The organism is Rickettsia endosymbiont of Rhinocyllus conicus (assembly GCF_964026465.1).
GTDB lineage: Bacteria > Pseudomonadota > Alphaproteobacteria > Rickettsiales > Rickettsiaceae > Rickettsia.
In genome coordinates this window covers 952,244-972,700 of record NZ_OZ032155.1, presented here as the reverse complement: position 1 = coordinate 972,700, position 20,457 = coordinate 952,244, and the positions used below count along the sequence as shown (strand labels likewise).

The window sequence follows — 20,457 nt, the reverse complement described above, 5'->3', positions numbered from 1 at the left end:
AATATGTACACAACAATTATCACCCTTTATAAGCAAGGCAACAGTCAAAGAAATATTGCCAAACTAACAAGGATAGACCGTAAAACAGTAAGAAAAATAATAAATCGTTACGTAGAGTCTGGTACAGAATATCCTGCACCCTATGAACGATCTTCAGCACTGGATTCTTGGCACGAACAAATAATTGAGTTATTAGAAAAGAATCTAAGTTACATAAGAATTTTTGAAGAGTTAAAAATTCAAGGTTATACAAAAAGTTATGGTTCGCTAACCCGTTATATCAAAAAATATAAGATTCAGAATAACAGTTGCATTCGTTTTCATACTTTAGCAGGAGAGGAAGCACAAGTAGATTTTGGTGACATAGGCTTACAGTATAATGCCCAAGGGCGTAGAGTTAAAGCATATGTGTTTAATATGCGTTTAAGCTATAGTCGCCTTGATTATTATGAAGTAGTGTTTGATCAAAGTTGTAAAACATGGATACAATGTCATATCAATGCATTTAATTATTTTGCTGGTAGTCCAAAAGTAATAAAACTTGATAATCTTAAAGCTGGGGTGGTAGATAGCAATTTCTATGAGCCTGTATATCAGAAGGAATACAAACGTTTAGCTGATCATTATGGGATTTTACTTTCTCCTTGTCGTATATATCAACCTCAAGAAAAAGGCAAAGTAGAATCAGGCATAAAGTATGTCAAAAATAATTTTTTTGCTGGACGTAAATTTCATAGATATGAAGAATTAATACACGATCTTGCAAACTGGTTAAATAAAGCAAATAACCGAATACATGGTACTACTAAAAAAATTCCTCAGGAACTATTTGAGCAAGAAGAAAGTAATAATTTAATGCCCTTACCATTAGAAACGTTTGATTTATCATCGTGGCATAATCGAAAAGTAGCAAAAGATTGTCATATCACCATAGATAATAATTATTATTCCGTACCAGCAAAATATATATACAGTGAAGTATTGGTACAATTATCACCAAACCTTGTTCAAATATTTTCTATACAAAATGATTTAATAGCAAGGCACGTTAGAGTAGATGGCAAAGGAATATTTACCACTAATCCGTCTCATTATGCCAAATATAAACGTCTATGCCCAGGTTTTATAGAATATAGCGAACATTATCAACAACAAATGCAGCAGATAGGCAATAATTGCAGTTTATTATTAGAGTTATTACAACAAACACGAGTAAATGATTGGCAACGTTGTGCCAGAGGTATTATTTCTTTACGTAAGGTTTACAATGATGAGTTAATAGATAAAGCCTGTCATAGAGCATTACATTACGGTATAAGTTCTTACTCTAAAATTAAGAATATCTTAAATAGTAATGCAGTAAACTTACCATTGCCAGAGTTTGGAGGTCAGAATGCAGAACTTGCTTAATGACCTACGTAGTTTTAGATTATCAGGTATAGTCAATAGCTTAAATGAAAGGATTATTTATGCTCAAAATAATAAACTAGGATTTAAAGAATTTCTCTCACTATTATGTGAAGATGAAAAATCTCACCGTAAGGATAATAATTACCGTCGTCGTAAAAATGCTGCTAAATTACCGGTAACTAAAAATTTAGAAGACTTTGATTTTCAGTTCCAACCAAGTATTGATACCAAAGTAATAAGTGATTTATCTACTTGTGATTATATTAATACTAAGGGCAATGTCATATTCATAGGTAATTCTGGAACTGGCAAAACTCATCTTGCTATTGGATTAGCATTAAAAGCTTTAACACGAGAATACTCTGTATATTTTACTACGGTATCGGATATGCTTTATAATTTACATATTGCAAGAGCAGATAATAGCTATCACAAAAAAGTTAAATTACTCTTATCATTTGACTTATTAATTCTTGATGAGTTAGGTTTTAAGCAATTACCAAAACATTCAGTAGATGATTTTTTTAATATTATTGCTAAACGATATGAAAATAAATCTACCATTATCACCACAAACAAGGATTTTGAAAGATGGAATGAAATATTTGCTGATGAGTTATTAACTCATGCAATTATTGATCGAGTAGTACATCATGCACATATACTAAACATCACAGGTAAAAGTTATCGTATTAATAACTATAAATCTGGAGGTAATATGACATAAAAAATTTTAAATAAAGTGGTCCCTTTTTTACGTAATTTAGTGGTCCCTTTTTATTTGACAATGACACCGTTCTTCGGCGTATTATAAAGAACAGTCGCTTAGTAACTATAATTTAAATATATTAAATAGAGTAGACGATATATATACGGATAATCCAGAATTTGGTTATCGTTATATATATCAGCAATTATTAGCAGACGGTTTTAAGATAGGTTGGGATCGTGTGCTAAAATATATGAGATTAATGGGTATTGAAGCGATATACCTTCATCGGAAGAAAGTAACTACTATAAAAGATAGTGAGCATAGAATCTATAGTTATTTGCTTGATAAATATTGGACTAAATCAGGAAAAACTAAAAATGTGTGTGTTCCTTATACTAATGAAGTTTGGAGTGGTGATATAACATATATTCGCACTAAAGGCGGTTTTATGTATCTAGAGCAGCCATTATAGATTGGCATAGTAAAGCCATATGGCTCTGTCGCATCTATTGCCAAGTGTCGTAATATAGGCTATAAAGAGCCAAAAAATTAGCAGTATGCCATTTGCAATATCACCAAAACTTTTGAAGTATTTTAAAGGATTTTGTTCATCTCCTGAGATAATCATGTTATTTGTGTATATGAAATGTAGATTTTCGTTAAGTTACAGAGAACTTGAGGAGATGGCAAGTATCAGAGGTGCTAAAATAGATCACGCTACTCTTCAAAGATGGTTAATTAAATTTGCTCCTTTGATAGATAGGGAGGTTAGAAAACGTAAGAAACCGATTGGCAATAGCTGGAGAATGGATGAAACATATATTAAGCTCAATGGTAAATGGGTATATCTATATAGAGCCATCGACTCTTGTGGCGATACTATTGAGTTCTTATTAAGAAAACGTAGAGATGCTGCAGCTGCTAAGGCGTTTTTTAAAAAAGCCTTTAAGAGTAACGATATACCTAAAAAGGTAGTAATAGATAAGAGTGGTAGTAATACTTCGGCTCTTACTGACTTTAATAAAAACTCACCTAAAGAACAAAAGATAAAAATACTTCAAAATAAATATCTGAACAATTTGATAGAACAAGATCATAGATTTGTTAAGAAACGAACTAAGCCAATGCTTGGTTTTAAGAGTTTCCGTAGTGCTAAGATAACTATTGCTGGTATTGAAAATATTCGTATGATTCAAAAAGGACAAATAGTAGGAGCTAATGAGCAGGTATCTACTTTTGAAAACTTTAAAATGTTAATGGCAGCATAATATCTAAAATCTTAGGTTTTAGTGAAAATACTAGACATGATGTATAGATGCGACAGAGCCGTTTATAGAGTATATTTTTCTGAAATAAAACCTTTATCGATATAGCTAGGTAATTTTGATAATTCTTGTTTTAGTTCGTTATCTACTCCTATAGTTTCAAATTTACGATCAACTAAGAAAATTATAGGCTTAGTATTGTGATTATAGAAAAAATCAAAATTTGGCTTGTTATCAAAATATTGATACACTCGAGGGAAATGATAAGCATGGGTAACAATAGCGATTTCAGTATTATTTAAATCAATATTACCGTCTTCATGTTCTTTATATAAAGTTTTAAACTGTCCGCCAGTGTTAGCCTGATTTTCCGGTAATGCAAAAATATAAAAATTCTCTTTTGGATAATCCTTGATCTCGTTCTTATCTAAATCTTTCTGTAACAAACTGTTACCTTCCGCTCCGCCATTAAATAAAATTATCGGTCCATGCTCCTTTAATTCTTGATAAGTTAAATCAGATACGTGCTTATTAAGCTTTTTAGCGGCTACTTCTCTTGCAATTTCAATACCAAGTCTCATTCTATTATAACCGTCTTCTTTATCTACAGCCCCTATATTTTGGGCATGAGAAATAATAGGCATTTTATTATAAGAATGTCTTGCTGACAAAACCCATACATATTTTATATTCTTATCTATCTCAGGATTTTCAGTGGCATAAATATTTTGTATCTCTGAAATGAAACTTTTACGTACCTGCTCATTATTAATCTCTAAATTATTAAGATCAGTTACTAGTTGTTCAAAATGCTTATCTTGTGTATGTTTTTGGTAATTCTGAAATCCTAGAATCGAAACTATAGCTATAATAATTATAGAAATAGCAATGCCAAAGTTTTTGCAGCTTTTCATATTGTGATAAAGTAATTAGGTTGAAATATGGGAGAGACATATCACGGCTTAATCGTAATATCAAGCAAAATAACTTTTGGTAACTGGTATTACTATTTTCCGTCTGAGCTAAGGAAATTACGGAGTAATTGACGAAGCAATCCAGAAAAAATAATATTAGTATTTTTAACTGGATTGCCGCGTCGATGCTACGCATCTCCTCGCAATGACGGAAAAATTGATCCATTTTATCTCCTACCACCCGCATTCATAGCTAAGCTTGCTGAGACAAATTCTTCGAGATCGCCATCAAGTACGCCCTTAGTGTCAGAAGTTTCATAATCAGTGCGTAGATCTTTTACCATTTGATAGGGCTGCAACACATATGATCTAATTTGATGCCCCCAACTATTATCCGTCTTGGCGGCATTCTGCTCGTTAACACTATCGGTACGTTTTTGCATTTCAAGCTCATAGAGTTTAGCTTGTAGCATTTTCATAGCTTGAGCTTTATTTTTATGTTGTGATCTGTCGCTTTGGCATTGTGTAACCGTGCCGGTAGGTATATGGGTGATACGTACCGCTGAATCGGTAGTATTAACATGTTGTCCTCCCGCTCCCGATGCTCTAAAAGTATCGATTCTTAAATCTTTATCCTCAATTGTAATTGCTATATTGTCGTCAATTTCCGGATATACCCAGCTACTTGCAAAGCTGGTCATACGTTTGCCTGCCGCATTAAAAGGAGAAATACGCACCAACCTATGCACTCCTGCTTCAGTTTTAAGCCAGCCATAAGCACGCTTACCGATTATCCTAATCGTGCATGATTTTATGCCTGCTTCTTCGCCGTTAATCATATTAATGATCTCAGTTTTGAAGCCTAATCTTTCGGCAAAACGTAAATACATACGCATCATAATAGACGCCCAATCATGACTTTCTGTTCCTCCCGCTCCGGCATTTATTTCTAAAAAGCAGTTATTACTATCTGCTTCGCCTGAAAACAAACACTCAGTTTCAAATTTTGCGGCAATAGTGCTTAAATTTTGTAAATCTTTCTCAACTTGCTGCATTATCTCAAGATCATTTTCAGCTTCAGCCATTTCTTCAAGCTCTAATGCATCTTTTAGATTAGACTTAATTTTATTATAAGCTCCTAATTGTTCTTCTAGATTGCTTTTTTCTCGTAGTAATTTTTGAGCATTAGCTTGATCATTCCATAGATCGGGACTTGCCGCTAACTCCTCTAACTCTGCTAGTCTAGTTGCTGACGTTTCGACGTCAAAGTGACCTCCGAAGCAGTTCTAAAGACTGCTCAATTTTCTTAACGTAATTCTCTATTTCCGCTCGCATTATTTTTTCCTGTTATATATTTTGGTTTTGTTATATTATCGTGACTATAGACGTCATTGCGAGGAAAAACTATAAGTTTTGACAAAGCAATCTCAGGATATTTTCATGAGATTGCCACGTCAAGGCTTCGCCTCTCCTCGCAATGACGGAGATGATAAAACGCAAATTATATCACAATAATTATGAATAATCAAAAATATATAAGGAACTTCTCAATAATAGCTCATATCGATCACGGCAAATCTACTTTGGCTGACCGGTTAATTGAATATTGCGGTGGCTTGCAGGCAAGAGAAATGAGCCAGCAAGTACTAGATTCAATGGATATCGAAAAAGAGCGGGGCATAACAATCAAAGCCCAAACAGTGCGGCTTGTATATAAGGCTAAAGACGGCAATACTTACTACTTAAATTTGATGGATACCCCTGGGCATGTCGATTTCGCTTATGAGGTTAGTAGATCGCTTGCAGCGTGTGAGGGGTCGTTGTTAGTGGTTGATAGTACGCAAGGGGTAGAGGCACAAACTCTTGCCAATGTTTATCAGGCAATTGAGAATAATCATGAAATAGTGCCGGTACTGAATAAGATTGATCTTCCGGCGTCAGAACCTGAGCAGGTAAAACAACAAATAGAGGACATAATTGGGATTGATGCAAGTGAGGCAGTACTGATTTCTGCCAAAAGTGGTATAGGTATTGACTTAGTTTTAGAAGCAATCGTAAATAAATTACCTCCACCGAAAGAAAGTAATACAGATATTTTAAAAGCATTGCTTGTTGATAGTTGGTATGACCCTTATCTTGGTGTGGTTATTTTAGTGCGTGTTATTGATGGATCGTTACGTAAGAATATGAAAGTCAAAATGATGGCAACGAATTCGGTTTATACAATAGAGAATGTTGGATATTTTACTCCCAAAAAACATATTTCGGATGTTCTGCATGCAGGGGAAATCGGCTTTTTCACTGCTTCTATAAAGCAGGTAGCAGATTGTAAGGTTGGAGATACTATTACCGATGAGAAGAAGCCTTGTGAGCAAGCTCTGCCAGGTTTTAAACCAAACTTGCCGGTAGTATTCTGCGGGCTTTATCCGACAGATAGTAGCGAGTTTGAGCATTTAAAGGATTCGCTGGCAAAACTTCGCCTTAATGATGCTAGCTTTGAGTATGAAATGGAAAGCTCATCAGCTTTAGGAGTTGGTTTTAGGTGTGGTTTTTTAGGGTTGCTACATTTAGAGATCATACAGGAACGTTTAAGTAGAGAGTTTGATCTAGATTTAATTACTACCGCTCCAAGCGTGGTGTATAAAATTCATATGCGTGAGGGTGAAGTGCTAGAGATTCACAATCCAGCTGATTTACCTGATCTGCAAAAAATCGACTCAATGGAAGAACCTTGGATTAAAGCAACTATAATGGTACCTGATGAGTTTTTAGGTGCGGTATTATCGCTTTGCACTGAAAAAAGAGGAATTCAGTTAGATCACAACTATATAGCAAATAGGGCAAAAGTAGTATATAAATTGCCACTAAATGAGATAGTATATGATTTTTACGATCGGTTAAAAAGTTGCTCAAAAGGTTATGCAAGTTTTGAATGGCAAATGGATACATACGAGCCGTCTGAACTTGTGAAGCTTGGGATTCTGGTTAACAGCGAGGTAGTTGATGCGTTATCGACAATCGTACATCGCTCACGTGCTGAGCAGCGGGGGAGGGCGTTATGCGTAAGGCTAAAGGATTTGATACCGAGACAGCAGATCGATATTGCAATTCAAGCAAGTATTGGCGGCCGTATTATTGCCCGTGAGACTATTAAGGCATTGCGTAAAGATGTTTTATCCAAATGTTACGGCGGTGATATAACTCGTAAACGTAAGCTGCTCGAGAAGCAAAAAGCCGGTAAGAAGAGAATGAGGCAGTACGGCAATATCGAAATCCCACAATCTGCATTCATCGCAGCATTAAAAATAGGGGATGAATAGTAGTTTTTTCTTCGTCATCCCGTGATTTATTCACGGGATTCAGCATAAAGCGAGATAACCTAAGCTTTTTATATTAGTATTTTTTATTATTTTCTGTATTTAGTTTAACACCGGTTCGCAGCATCCTCCTCTCAAAGATCGCCTGATTACGACCAACCACCCCGCCAAGCCTTGCCTTCTCCGCCACATTACCAAAGCCAGTACCGTTCATTATCCCAGTCGTAACACCAGCCGCTAGCATATCCTTGCCTAGCGATCTTAAAGCCTTTTTGCTAGTAGATTCCTTTACTCCCTTTAAAATATTCCCACCATTATTTGCAGCTCCTATCACCACTCCAGACGCAAATCCACTCACCCCAGCCGCTATAGCACTACTTACGCCTGCTCCAACTGCACCTCCAGCTCCTATACCTCCTGCAACACCTGCACCAATCGTACTACCTACTCCGGCGGTTGCTGCCGTTACTGCTGTCCCTATTACCACTTGAGCTTGAGGGGTTAATGTACGTGTCTTACGATCCCAGTTCTTACTTTCTCTCTTTATCTCACCAATATTTACATTCTGCTTGCCCTGCCTTGCCTCCAACATACTCACCCAAGCAGACCTTAACCAAAAACCTACTTCTTTGGTATTTGCGGAGTTTCGATTAGTTTTAGTCTCGCACGTTTAGAATTATCATTTACTGCAAGATATTTAGGATTCTGTTTAAGCCCTAAGTTCCTCATAATATCATTAAAAATATTTTCTATTTCTTTGAACTCGTTTTCTAAATACTCAAGATTAGCATCACATTTACTATAACTATTAACAATGTTTTCTGTTAGCCTTTCTGTTGTCTTTACAGCCGCTTTGCCTAGATTTATAACTAGCATTCTTTGAAAAAGACTTTTTAATATTAATTTTAGCTTTTTATTAACGCCAGTTTAGGATAAGGAGGTCTGAGGATAAGCAAGTAGTGTTAGAAATTTTTTAGATTTATTGAAATTAAAAGCATTTACGCAAGAAAGTATATGAACTAAGAAATTAATAGGGGAGCGATGTCTTGAATGTTCAAGGTTCATGCTGTTTTTTAGTACATTAAATACTGATTCAATTATTGATCTGCTTTTTAAGAGTATTTTATCTTCTATATCTAATAAATGATTTTTCATATCCTTGCGAATCCCAGTAAATAACCGTAGCCCACGACTAAATAATTTAGCGGACATTTCCTTAGAAATATAAGCCTTGTCTCCAAATAATTTACCCCATAATCCTTTGGTAATTGAGTCTACAGCAGATAAATCACTAGCATTACCCTTTGTTATTTTAATTGCCATAATCTGACCTTTATTATTAATTACAATATGTAATTTAAATCCCATAAACCATCCGTAACTACTCATACCTATTTTAGCAATGCCACTAAACACTTTATTATTATTTGTACGTTTTGCATGACATATCGATAATTTGGTTGAATCAACAAAATATATACCAGTCTCATCTCCTGTAAATAATTGTAACATTATAGTTAAAGGTAATACTAATCTTGGCCACAACTGGATTATCCGACTGTAACTAGGAAGACTAAAATATCCTCTATATTGGCTCTGTCGCATCTATTGCCAAGTGTCGTAATATAGGCTATAAAGAGCCAAAAAATTAGCAGTATGCCATTTGCAATATCACCAAAACTTTTGAAGTATTTTAAAGGATTTTGTTCATCTCCTGAGATAATCATGTTATTTGTGTATATGAAATGTAGATTTTCGTTAAGTTACAGAGAACTTGAGGAGATGGCAAGTATCAGAGGTGCTAAAATAGATCACGCTACTCTTCAAAGATGGTTAATTAAATTTGCTCCTTTGATAGATAGGGAGGTTAGAAAACGTAAGAAACCGATTGGCAATAGCTGGAGAATGGATGAAACATATATTAAGCTCAATGGTAAATGGGTATATCTATATAGAGCCATCGACTCTTGTGGCGATACTATTGAGTTCTTATTAAGAAAACGTAGAGATGCTGCAGCTGCTAAGGCGTTTTTTAAAAAAGCCTTTAAGAGTAACGATATACCTAAAAAGGTAGTAATAGATAAGAGTGGTAGTAATACTTCGGCTCTTACTGACTTTAATAAAAACTCACCTAAAGAACAAAAGATAAAAATACTTCAAAATAAATATCTGAACAATTTGATAGAACAAGATCATAGATTTGTTAAGAAACGAACTAAGCCAATGCTTGGTTTTAAGAGTTTCCGTAGTGCTAAGATAACTATTGCTGGTATTGAAAATATTCGTATGATTCAAAAAGGACAAATAGTAGGAGCTAATGAGCAGGTATCTACTTTTGAAAACTTTAAAATGTTAATGGCAGCATAATATCTAAAATCTTAGGTTTTAGTGAAAATACTAGACATGATGTATAGATGCGACAGAGCCGTAAGCTTTAATGTGGATCTAGCAGTTTGCATAAGTGACCTATTCATTTTTGAGTTTGTTGATTTCAGCAATAGATAAACCGGTAGCAATAGATATAGTATTAATATCTATATTCTGAGCTAATAAGTTCTTAGCAACTAATGTCATGGTTTCAGCTTTTCCCTCAGCTTTTCCCTCAGCTTTTCCCTCAGCTTTTCCCTCAGCTTTTCCCTCAGCTTTTCCCTCAGCTTTTCCGATCTGCATACCTCTAGCTTCGCCTCTAGCTTCGCCTCTAGCTTCAGCGGATTCAATCATGAAATCTTCGACAGCTTTGTTATCCATGATGCGTTTAATTTCCTGCTCATAAGCAAGGAGTTCTGCTTCATTCCAGTTAAACTGATTTAATGCTTCATAAGCACGCCCTACTACAAGATCACTACCTATAATTTTCTGCAAGTCAGATTCACTAGTTTTAGAAGCATATTTAAAGAAATAGCACCATTTTTCGGTAATAGTTTTTAAGTCTTCAATTTTATCTATATTAAATTTAGGTAGTTCAATAAAGCTAAAAGAGAAATCCTTTAAATCGTGTTCAAAAGTAATTTTATCTAGGATAACATGATGAGAGATATAATCAACTTTATCAGGGAAGATAATATAATCACTAATAGCAATAAAGATGACTTCCTTAAGGTTAGCATAGAGACCGTCTTGTTTTTGTCCTTGTGATAGTTGTCGAGAATAAGCTTTGGCGGCATAATATTGAGCTCTTTTCTCAAAGCCTTTAGAAGGGGAGACTTGCATTTCTACGATGATTTGCGTACCATTTTGAGCTTTACAAAGAACATCGACGAGAGATTGCTTTTTATAAGCAATATCAGGGTCTTGGATAGGACTTAGGAAAGTAACATCCTGTATTTGTTCATCATCTTTAAATCCCATGATATCATTGATGAAGTGGATAAGAATATCTTTGTTTTTTTCAGAACCAAAGATTTTCTTGAAGGCGACATCATTTTTAGGATCGAGGAACTTTGAAACTGCCATAATTAGTTACTAATATTTGTATGTGCATTATATTATAGCACAAAATAGAAGATAAGTAAGTTATAAAAATAATCGCATAGATGTTGTTGAGTGATATTCATATTCTCATCTTCCGGGTAAAGGAAGGTACAATGAGTCTTGTATTAAAGTAGAACCCAGAGAATGGATTCTACTATTTACATTATATAATATAGATTCTTTAAGTTACTTTAATTTTTTTAGCTTTACTTTGTTCTTTTTTAGGTATTTTAATAGATAAGATACCATCTTTAAATTGTGCTTCTATATGTTCTTCATCAATATTAGATGGTAAACTAATAGAACGGTAGAAAGAACCATAATATCGTTCTTGCATATGATAATTATGATCTTTCTTTTCAGAAGATTGTTCTTTTTTACCTATTATCTTGTGTAATGCCTGGTAATTCCATTTCTAGATTATACGCAGAGTCATTTTCCATAATATAGATTATAGAACAATCTTATATTATTAGGTAAATTCTTGTTCTGTTTCAAAATTTTGAGTTTTATTATCGGTTAATTCATTATTTCTATTTAATTCTTTTGATTTATTTCTTTCTAAATATTTTTCAATTTTTTCAGAAACATAATCAACCGTAGAAAAATTATGGCTTAAATCTAAAGCAGTTAAAGATTAAGTATTTTAAGAGAAGTATTCTTTTTACAAATATAAATTCCAGTACGAAGCTGTTTTTTCAGGAGATTGTGTTGGAAGTGACCCCATTAAAGTAAGAGAAGTTAGAAAAATATGCGTTTTAAAAACTTAGAGAGTGATAATTCTTTATCTTCAAATCTATTGAAAGTTAGCAATATATGTAAATAAGTAATTTAGAAATTAGTTGGCTGGGACGGGAGGATTCGAACCTCCGGATGACGATACCAAAAACCGTTGCCTTACCACTTGGCGACGTCCCAATGTATGAATTTGCTGTGTTGATGTCATTCCCGCATAGGCAAGAATCCAGAAAAATAATAAAAAATACTAGTACTAGTTTGAGTTGACACTTGTGCGTATTACACAATATGTGACATAGTTATAGACTTTATACCAATAAATAGTAGAAACGTCAATTACAATAATAGCTATAAAAATAAATTTATTTCATTATCAAGCCACTTCTGAGCAGCTGGGGATAATAAATGATGAATTTGTGTTTTAATTTTCTGATAATAATGTTTTATATAATTTATTTCATCATTATTAAGCAATTTAACATCAATCAATTCCTTAGCATAAGGCACTAAGCTTAGAGTTTCGAACTCTAGCCAGCCATTATTTTCTTTTACATATATTAAATTTTCAATCCTGATACCATATTCCCCAGGAATATAAAACCCTGGTTCGTTGGATAAAATCATACCAGCTTGCAAAATCGTTTTATTACGGAGATTTATACTTTGCGGTCCTTCGTGAACGCTTAAGAAGCTTCCAACCCCATGCCCTGTGCCATGAGGATAATCCAGTTCGTCTTGCCATAAATATTGCCGTGCTAAGATATCAAGATTTGCTCCCGTAATGATATTTTTAGGAAATTTGGCTTTAGCTAGAGCAATATGCCCTTTAAGCACCTGCGTATAACGCTTTTTCTGCTCATCAGTAGCAGTACCTATTGTAATTGTTCTTGTTATATCAGTAGTAGCACCCTTATATTGACCGCCTGAATCGATAAGCAATATCCCCTGCTCTTCAATCTTCTTAGCGGTTTTAGCATCAGCTCTATAATGAATGATTGCACTATTTTCCCTAAAGCCACAAATAGCCGGAAAACTATCTGAAACATAGCCCTCCTGCTTTGCTCTATATTCGGTAAGTTTTAGACCGAGAGTATATTCGTTTAATATTTTGTCATAGCTCACAGTCGTAGACTGCGTGGCAATCTCCTCATATTTTCCTGAGATTGCTTCGTCAACGCTTTGCATCTTCTCGCAATGACGAGTACTTTCCTCCAAATCAGCAAAAAACTCGCATAAAGCCACTGCATCTTTAATATGAAAATCTATTGCATGCTTAATTTCTACTTCATTTTTACAGGCTTTAAGCATTAAGCAAGGATCTTTAATTTTATGTACTTTTTTATCCGCTATCAAATCCATTATATGAATAGATGCTATGCTGTCATCGATAAAAATATTATCCTGATCTTTTAAAATATTCTCAAATTCTTCTTCAGGTAAAATCGTTATTTCAGGGCGTTCTTCAATAATTTCAGGGCTAATTCTTGCAGGATTAATAAATAGATACAACTTTTTAGGAGTGATTATCACTTTAGCAAACATTAGAGGCGTATAAGCAACATCGCTAGCCCGCATATTTAATAGCCAGCATATAGAAGAGCTATCTAGGAGGATTAAAGCATATTCTTCGGTATCTATTTTTCTGGATTCCGTGGGTAAACCACGGGATGACGTGTTACGGCATTTATCAATCTTCTCTATATGTGAGACACCTGCAAACTGAATGTCATGTAAATAAACTTGAGAATTTGGCTCTTGAGGCTGGTTTTGCCAAATTTTATCAATTAGATTACCTTTGATTTTCTGTAGATTGTCATCCCATGGTTTATCCACGGAATCCAATAGATTAGCTATAGCAGGGTAAGTAAATAATTCTGGATCATACCCTGCTCTACTTAAATAATCTTTCCAAGCAAATTTAGATATGTCCTTTAAGTCAAAAATCTTAAAAAGCTGCGGGTTAAGTTCTTTACGTGCTTGTTCTAAATACCTACCATCAGTAAAGAATAACACTATATCTTTGCATATAACAGCTATACCATTCGAGCCAGTAAAACCTGTAATATATTCAAGCCTTTTAGCATACTCAGGTACATACTCGCTCATATATTTATCATTAGACGGAACTATATAACCATCTATGCTATATTCTTTAAACAAACTTCTTAGCGAATTAATACGTCCTTTTACCATAAACTTTTTTTTATTACCCACTATCATTTAGTTGCTTGTTCGGCTTTGTTGCGTGGCTCGAAAAATGCCCTGTATGTCATTTCTAGCTAAAAGCGGGATACCTAAGCTAATTTTAAAACTTGCTGCTTTTATGTTTATTTTTCTGGATTCCCGCTTCTACGCAGTAGTGTCCGGAAAAAAATGCTAAAATTAGTTATTTTTTACTATTTTTCTGGATTGCCACGCGGTCTACGACCGCTCGCAATGACGGTTTTAATAATACTCCAATTTTTTCCGGACACTATTGTGCTTCTGCGGGAATGACATCGAATAAAAACTGTCCGGTACTATAGATTTATTCACGGAGTCCATTTTTCAGGATTCCGCAGATACAAGCAACTAAATAACATCGAACACTTTTTTAGAGCCATGCAACAAAGCCGCTAAAAGCTACCAACTGTGTAAGCATATTGTATTTAATAAAATATTAAAACTAATAAATAAGAAAATAATAAGATAAATAGTAGAGAAATATGGAATCGGGATGGTTTTTCCTGCATGGATCAGTTCCCTCTGTCATGCCATGGCAGCATTGTTGCGTAGATCGAAAAATGCCCTAAGGTAGTCATACCGTGGCTTGGGAACTAGATCCAGAAAATAATAAAAAATACTAATATTATATTTTTTAGCTGGATTGCTTCGTCAATTACTTCGTAATTTCCTCGCAATGACGGAAAAACTGATTCACGTGGGCAATGCCATCACGGGGTGACAAAGGAAAAATTGAAAATTTGAGCCGTAGCGGTCAAAGACCGCCTGGCAATAGATAGGATTAGATTAGAAATTTACTCGTACTTTTAAACTACCTGAATGTGCTTCGTACTTCTTAGCAAAAGTAGCAGTATAATTAATGCCGTATTCCATCATGTTGTGTTTTAATGAAAGACCGACACCTAAATTATAATCTACTTTATTACTCTTAAAGTTAATTGTTGGTAAAGTTTCATCTATACCTTGCAATTGAGCATTAACACTAGGAGTTTTATTTTTCAGAGAATAATTAACAAAGCTATATAATTCAGGTGTTATAGTTAACTTACCTTGATTTATATTTTTAAATGTTCTAACTCCTAATGTGCTGCTTAACTTATTATAATGTTTCTTCGCAACATTTAAATTCTGAAAGTTAGTTCCAGTTTCTTTATATCCAGAATCTTTAATTAAAGAACCTGTCATACCTAAACTTGGTGTAATATAGATGTCATTACTTGTATGATAATTATATCCTAAAGACACGCTACCGCTATATAAATGTGATTTATATTTGCTTGATGCTACTTCGTTACCATTACGTACATTTTTACCTCTTATAACACTTTCTGCATAAGATATAGTACCATCTACAAACCAATTATAATTTGGTATATTATATGAACCATATAATGAGAACATATTAGTTCTGGCTTTGTCTACATTACCTGCATTTTGATTTTGCGGCTTTATGCTTGTATAAGCGTTAGTATACGCTAAACCAAGAAGTAGATTATCGTTTATTAAGGTATCAACACCTATAGTATTACTATGCCCTTTTGTTTTATAACCACTAAAATATTCTGCTGTCTTATTACTTGTTTTATCTTTACTGTGACTAATTGATGCCCTAGCCCATACGCCATGTTGCCATGTATCACCAACAACATCATCATCACCTGCTGCTACTACTAAAGGTCCATTACTTAACCTGCTATGTATCGCACTCATTGCAGAATTATGGGTATCTGTTAATGCATGTCTTAAAGCTGCACGTATAATTTCGCTATTTCGCTCTTTTGGACGATCAGTTAACTTAGAAAAAGCTTCTTTTACTTGCTGCTCCTCAATTAATTCATCAAGACTATTTCCAAATTTTTCTGCATCACTACCTGGTAATGCTTTTCTTAATTGCTCGACAAATTTTTTATCTTTAGACGAATTAAAAACTTCCTCTTTATCTTCATCTTCAAAATACTCTCTATTTTCTTGAGTGTAGTATTCTCTATCTTCTTGAATAACGTCTTCTCTATTTCCTTTAGTAACGATACCTGCATGTTTGTTACGAAGCATTTGAGCATCTGTTATATTAGAAAGTAATGCTCTTGCTGATTCTAATGTCAATTCATCACCGTTCATTTCTGCTAAAACTACAAGATCTTCAGCAGTAAACGCTCCACAAGAAGTGCCATCACTTTGTTGATGTACTTGTAAATCACGTATTGGTATATCACCCAATTCAACTTTCATTAGTCCTATTATTTTTTCAAGTAATGTTTTAGGATCAGGATTATATCGATTACCTGCAGGATCGTTGTAATATAATGTAGCAGCCCCTGATTTATCTTTACGTATTATTGCCGCAGTCCAATGTCCAACAACATTACCTTTCTCATCTTTACTATTGCCATAAAAATTAGGTATTAAAACTTTTATATCTTGCACTGGAATACCTTGATTGGCAATCTTTTCAATATTGTCAATACAAGACTGAGCCATAAAATCTTTTGTAGGATCATCTTCAAGCTCCGAAATTGGCGGTACGATGTGTATACTTGGATTGTTGCCCACACGATTCTCTAACACTTTAAGAATATCATCCTCTTCATATAAATGGCTAAGATCAACTACCTTTGTAGGTAAAGCAGAAAATGACATGCTACTAGTTAGTAACATTAAAGCAAGAGTACAGCGATTTAGTTTATTAAACATATTAATCTCTCTAATAATTGATTTATTTTTAGTTATGCGTACTATACACATATTTTATTTTTTTGTCAATCAAATTATTAATATGTTAATAATTTAAACTTTATAAATGTAAAGTTTAAATATTGAAGAAAAAAGAGAGTTTTTAAATTTTGTATTTGTGAACCTAGTTTGAAGGACGAAAACCTTGATTACTCTCTGGCTTTTTCATTTGATAAACTGCAAGAAATAGCAGACTGTAGGTACTGGCTCCCCGGGCCGGACTCGAACCAGCGACCGAACGGTTAACAGCCGTTTGCTCTACCACTGAGCTACCGAGGAACATTAGAAGCATCTGGAAAATTCAGATAATTCCTTATAACAAATCTTTTTGTTAACGTCTAGCCTTTTCTTTCAATAAAATAAAAAAAGTTATAAAAATACGGCTAGACATATTTTAATTTAACCTAACTATGGCTTTGCTTTTACTTTTGCATAATTTTTTTAGCTTTAGAAGCATCTTTCTGATGAGCAGTTTTTGATTTTGAATCTTGCTTAGTTGTCTCTATCGCTTTTAGCTTTGTTGGTTTTAAAATCTCTTCTTTTAAATGCTTAATTGCTTTTAGATCTTCTTCATTTAAATCTAATAAATTTGGTTTTTCTTTAGCTTTAGCTTTTTCTTTAGTTGGTGTTTTAACCTTTTTTATCTCAACTTCTTTTGAAAAATCTATTAAATCTTTTTCGTTATTAATTTCTTCATTTAAGCTTTTTATAGTTTTTATTAAGTGTTTTTTTGCACTAGGTCTAATCCCTAGAGTTTCTAGAATTCTGTTTAAAGTAGAACTAACTTTGTCTCGTAATTTAAGTTTCTTTCCTCCTATTTTTCCTTCTTCACCTTTAAGAATTTTTTCAAAGTAATTAGGATGTTCTTTCATTAACGATTTTAATTCTTGCTCTTTTATTTCAAAATAAGGGTAATCGTATTTTTTGGAAATTACATTAGTTAACTTTATTTCAAGACCATATTCTTTCAAAGACTCCTGTCTTTTTAGCATCACATCTAATAAGCTATCTTTAACCTGCTGCGGGGTTATTTTTTCAGATTTATTAAATCGTCCTGGCATAGCCTGCTTAGCAAAACCTGCTATTGCTTCGTCGCTATAATATTTAGTTAATTCATCAAAACTTTCATTAATAGTTTTAGTTAAATTGATTTTGGAAGCCGCAATTAAACTATCACCAAGTTCAGGACTTCTTCTTAATTTAGACGGAAATTCTCTAAAGTGATTAGTAGGACCAAAGCCAGGTAAATGCCTCATTCTTGAATGAGAATAAATTTGATTTGTTAATTTATCAAAACTACCAGCAAAATCAATTCTTACTAATTTAGGTAAAATTTTTGGATTTTTCTCATCTCTAATAACCCCTATATTTCCGACATGTATATCAAAATCACCAATCAACAAACTTGTCGGCATGATATTTTCAAAATTTTGATATTTAACTTCTTTAAAAGCATTTTCTAAAGTTCTAAATAATTTATTCCGGGCTCCCATAAAAAGTGGTCTGCCCCCATCTTTTCTAAACCAAGAACTTGGTTTAGTTTCAGCAGACATATGTTTATCCATATCCACATACATATCACTACTGTAATTCTTAAAGAATTCAGATTTAACATATATTTGCGAATCACTATTTTTAGATTTGCTAAAACCATCTGGAGCAATTAAACTAACTTCAGCACCATTACCAGGGCTTATTGCTGCAAAAAATTTAGACCCTAAAAATTCAGCTATATTTTTTGATGATGAAGCTTCTTGTTTTATCATTGCAGTAATGTTACTATCCGCACTTTGATATACTCCACCGTACTCCCCTGCTTCATTAGCACCACCACTTTTAGGCTTTAAAAATTTCCAATCTTTAAAAGCTGATTTTTTATCTAAACTTAATTCAGGCTCTAAAGACTCAATTACATTTTTTAATACTGGTTTCTTGCTTGTAGCCATTTTTACCTCTCTAAAAATAATTTATTTCTTAAATATACCGCAGATACTTCAAAAGTTGGTAAGTCAAGTAAGCGGTGAGTCTGCGGAACGTAGATAAACTACGTGAGCAAAGACGAATCCCACAATTTGGCTTATACGAAGATCAACTTCAAAAAGAGTAATCGGTTCATAAGACGAGGAGCGGCAGCAGTTACTTAATACGTGGCTACCTGCGTACTTATAGAACATTGTCACCAATTTTTGAAGTTCTATCTGAGTATTTACCGAATCTTGAAGTATCAAAGGTATAGTTCAGCTGCTTCAAGAGCTGCATAAGTAAATATGCTGCTTGCCCCTGCTCTTTTAAAACTAATTAATGATTCTAATAAACCTTTTTCGAAATCTATAGCTCCGGCATTTGCTGCAAATTTTAACATGGCATATTCTGCAGTAATTTGATAAGCAAAGATTTTAGTATTAAAGTTATTAGCTGCTTCACGAATAACATCTAAAAACATCATACCGGGCTTAACCATGACCATATCAGCTCCCTCTGCTATATCATGTTCAATCTCAAGCATTGCTTCTTTAATATTTCGTATGTCCAATTGATAACTTGCCTTATCTAAATAAATTTTCTTAGTACTACCGACTGCATCACGATATAAACCGTAAAAACTTGAAGCATATTTTGCAGCATAAGCAAGTATCCCTACATTAACAAAACTTTCTTCATCAAGATATTCTCTTATAGCCATAATCCTACCGTCCATCATATCAGAAGGAGCAACAATATCAACACCAGCTTTTGCAAGAGTTAAAGCTTGGTTACATAACGCTTTTACCGATCTATCATTATCCACTTCGCCGTTATGTATTACGCCATCATGCCCGTGCGTAGTATAAGGATCAAGTGCAACATCACATATTATTCCAATATCAATACCAGCATTTTTAATACTTCTTATAGTACGGCACATTAAATTATCTAGATTATAAGCTTCGTCACCATTCTCGTTTTTTAAACTTTGATCAATACACGGAAATAGTGCTATAGCTTTGATACCAAGATCAGCTGCTTTTCTTGCCGTTTCTATCACCTGATCTATAGACAAGCGATATATATCTGGCAAAGTTTTAATTTCTTGCCGCTGATTATGCCCTTCTACAACAAATAAAGGTAATACCAAATCTTCTACTCTAAGAGTAGTTTCAGCAACTAAATCACGAAGCCAAGCAGCTTTTCTATTTCTTCTAAGTCTAATAAGTGGGTACATGGTATATCTCATCATTAATAATAATTATTATATATATTAATTTATTATATTACAAAAAAACTTATTTTTTCTTAAAAAGTGTATAACTTTTTAAATTATTGTTATTTTAAAATTTTTCTAATTAAGGTCCCATATTGTAAAAAGTTAGAGACTAATAGTTTTATTTCTTTTTTAATTTCTAAACTTAAAGCAAAATTACCACACAACAAAAAAACTTTTTGTAATATAACAAATAAGTTAGATAAAATTAACTAATAACGCCAGTTTAGGATAAGAGTGTAAGGAATAAAGATAATAAAGCAGGGTATTTACAAGAGAGGAGTGTTGAGTTACATAGATTTTGAATCAAAAAAATATGCACTCAACAATGAAAAGATGTATCATAACTCTATTTTGTATAATAGATAATTATTGTAAAGTTTACGAAGAATGGGAAGAAAGCAAATTAATACCCAGCGTTAGGAAGCGTAGGAGA

The 20,457-nt window shown here is 33.6% G+C and carries 16 protein-coding genes, 2 tRNA genes and 2 pseudogenes; 7 read left to right on the top strand and 13 right to left on the bottom strand.

Translation table 11 applies throughout. From position 1 onward, the window contains the following. Positions 1-3: 3 nt before the first annotated feature. The 5 genes and pseudogenes from istA (at position 4) to AAGD54_RS05160 (ending at position 3,390) form a co-directional block, all read left to right on the top strand. Complete coding sequence (gene istA, locus AAGD54_RS05175) at positions 4-1,410, top strand: IS21 family transposase (RefSeq protein ID WP_341794291.1); 1,407 nt, start codon at positions 4-6, stop codon at positions 1,408-1,410. Continuing rightward, positions 1,394-2,137, top strand: coding sequence for an IS21-like element helper ATPase IstB (gene istB, locus AAGD54_RS05170; RefSeq protein ID WP_341794290.1), 744 nt, complete (start codon positions 1,394-1,396; stop codon positions 2,135-2,137). The genes istA and istB overlap by 17 nt, the downstream gene beginning before the upstream one ends. Before the next feature lie 118 nt (positions 2,138-2,255). Next, positions 2,256-2,351: pseudogene (locus AAGD54_RS09460) on the top strand (hypothetical protein); the annotation flags it as partial. 9 nt (positions 2,352-2,360) lie between these two features. Continuing rightward, positions 2,361-2,594 (top strand): hypothetical protein, encoded by a 234-nt coding sequence (locus AAGD54_RS05165; protein ID WP_341794289.1) that lies wholly within the window; start codon positions 2,361-2,363, stop codon positions 2,592-2,594. An 85-nt stretch (positions 2,595-2,679) separates the two neighbouring features. Continuing rightward, complete coding sequence (locus AAGD54_RS05160) at positions 2,680-3,390, top strand: IS6 family transposase (protein ID WP_341794245.1); 711 nt, start codon at positions 2,680-2,682, stop codon at positions 3,388-3,390. Between the two features lie 62 nt (positions 3,391-3,452). On the opposite strand, the gene AAGD54_RS05155 is transcribed toward AAGD54_RS05160, so the two are convergent. Together AAGD54_RS05155 and prfB are read right to left on the bottom strand one after the other, a co-directional pair. After that, on the bottom strand, positions 3,453-4,301 hold the full coding sequence (locus AAGD54_RS05155; protein WP_341794288.1) for a hypothetical protein: 849 nt from the start codon (positions 4,299-4,301) through the stop codon (positions 3,453-3,455). Positions 4,302-4,528: 227 nt separating this feature from the next. Next, positions 4,529-5,636, bottom strand: a protein-coding gene (prfB, locus tag AAGD54_RS05150) for a peptide chain release factor 2 (RefSeq protein WP_341789106.1) whose coding sequence is annotated in 2 segments (ribosomal slippage) — positions 4,529-5,566 and positions 5,568-5,636 — 1,107 coding nt in all. Because the reading frame shifts where the segments join, the coding sequence is not laid out codon by codon here. Between the two features lie 182 nt (positions 5,637-5,818). Here prfB and lepA point away from each other — a divergent pair. After that, positions 5,819-7,621, top strand: a complete 1,803-nt coding sequence (gene lepA, locus AAGD54_RS05145) for a translation elongation factor 4 (protein ID WP_341794287.1) — start codon at positions 5,819-5,821, stop codon at positions 7,619-7,621. 73 nt (positions 7,622-7,694) lie between these two features. Here lepA and AAGD54_RS05140 read toward each other — a convergent pair whose 3' ends face one another. Genes AAGD54_RS05140 through AAGD54_RS05130 form a run of 3 tightly spaced genes read right to left on the bottom strand, consistent with a single transcriptional unit; the run spans position 7,695 to position 9,223 of the window. After that, positions 7,695-8,210, bottom strand: coding sequence for a DUF637 domain-containing protein (locus AAGD54_RS05140; protein ID WP_341795186.1), 516 nt, complete (start codon positions 8,208-8,210; stop codon positions 7,695-7,697). 29 nt (positions 8,211-8,239) lie between these two features. Beyond that, on the bottom strand, positions 8,240-8,494 hold the full coding sequence (locus AAGD54_RS05135) for a hypothetical protein (protein ID WP_341794286.1): 255 nt from the start codon (positions 8,492-8,494) through the stop codon (positions 8,240-8,242). 51 nt (positions 8,495-8,545) lie between these two features. Beyond that, the gene (locus AAGD54_RS05130) at positions 8,546-9,223 is read right to left on the bottom strand and encodes an IS982 family transposase (RefSeq protein WP_341794285.1); all 678 of its coding nucleotides are present in this window, start codon (positions 9,221-9,223) and stop codon (positions 8,546-8,548) included. Positions 9,224-9,274: 51 nt separating this feature from the next. Here AAGD54_RS05130 and AAGD54_RS05125 point away from each other — a divergent pair, with 51 nt between their 5' ends. Then, positions 9,275-9,985, top strand: coding sequence for an IS6 family transposase (locus tag AAGD54_RS05125; RefSeq protein WP_341794245.1), 711 nt, complete (start codon positions 9,275-9,277; stop codon positions 9,983-9,985). 99 nt (positions 9,986-10,084) lie between these two features. Here AAGD54_RS05125 and AAGD54_RS05120 read toward each other — a convergent pair whose 3' ends face one another. The 8 genes and pseudogenes from AAGD54_RS05120 to hemB all read right to left on the bottom strand — a co-directional run bounded on the left by AAGD54_RS05120 (position 10,085) and on the right by hemB (position 19,982). Beyond that, complete coding sequence (locus AAGD54_RS05120; RefSeq protein ID WP_341794284.1) at positions 10,085-11,071, bottom strand: Rpn family recombination-promoting nuclease/putative transposase; 987 nt, start codon at positions 11,069-11,071, stop codon at positions 10,085-10,087. Between the two features lie 199 nt (positions 11,072-11,270). Next, positions 11,271-11,535: pseudogene (locus AAGD54_RS05115) on the bottom strand (Hsp20/alpha crystallin family protein); the annotation flags it as partial. A 397-nt stretch (positions 11,536-11,932) separates the two neighbouring features. Then, positions 11,933-12,007 (bottom strand) — tRNA-Gln (locus tag AAGD54_RS05110). 168 nt (positions 12,008-12,175) lie between these two features. Continuing rightward, the gene (locus AAGD54_RS05105; RefSeq protein WP_341795185.1) at positions 12,176-14,020 is read right to left on the bottom strand and encodes an aminopeptidase P family protein; all 1,845 of its coding nucleotides are present in this window, start codon (positions 14,018-14,020) and stop codon (positions 12,176-12,178) included. An 816-nt stretch (positions 14,021-14,836) separates the two neighbouring features. After that, positions 14,837-16,741, bottom strand: a complete 1,905-nt coding sequence (locus AAGD54_RS05100; RefSeq protein ID WP_341794283.1) for an autotransporter outer membrane beta-barrel domain-containing protein — start codon at positions 16,739-16,741, stop codon at positions 14,837-14,839. A 243-nt stretch (positions 16,742-16,984) separates the two neighbouring features. Next, positions 16,985-17,059: transfer RNA gene (locus tag AAGD54_RS05095), tRNA-Asn, on the bottom strand. Positions 17,060-17,202: 143 nt separating this feature from the next. Continuing rightward, positions 17,203-18,726 carry a hypothetical protein gene (locus AAGD54_RS05090; protein ID WP_341794282.1) on the bottom strand — a complete coding sequence of 508 codons (1,524 nt, stop codon included), beginning with the start codon at positions 18,724-18,726 and terminating at the stop codon, positions 17,203-17,205. A 278-nt stretch (positions 18,727-19,004) separates the two neighbouring features. Next, a complete protein-coding gene (gene hemB, locus AAGD54_RS05085) occupies positions 19,005-19,982 on the bottom strand; it encodes a porphobilinogen synthase (protein ID WP_341794281.1) in 978 nt (325 codons plus the stop codon). Positions 19,983-20,457: the final 475 nt, after the last annotated feature.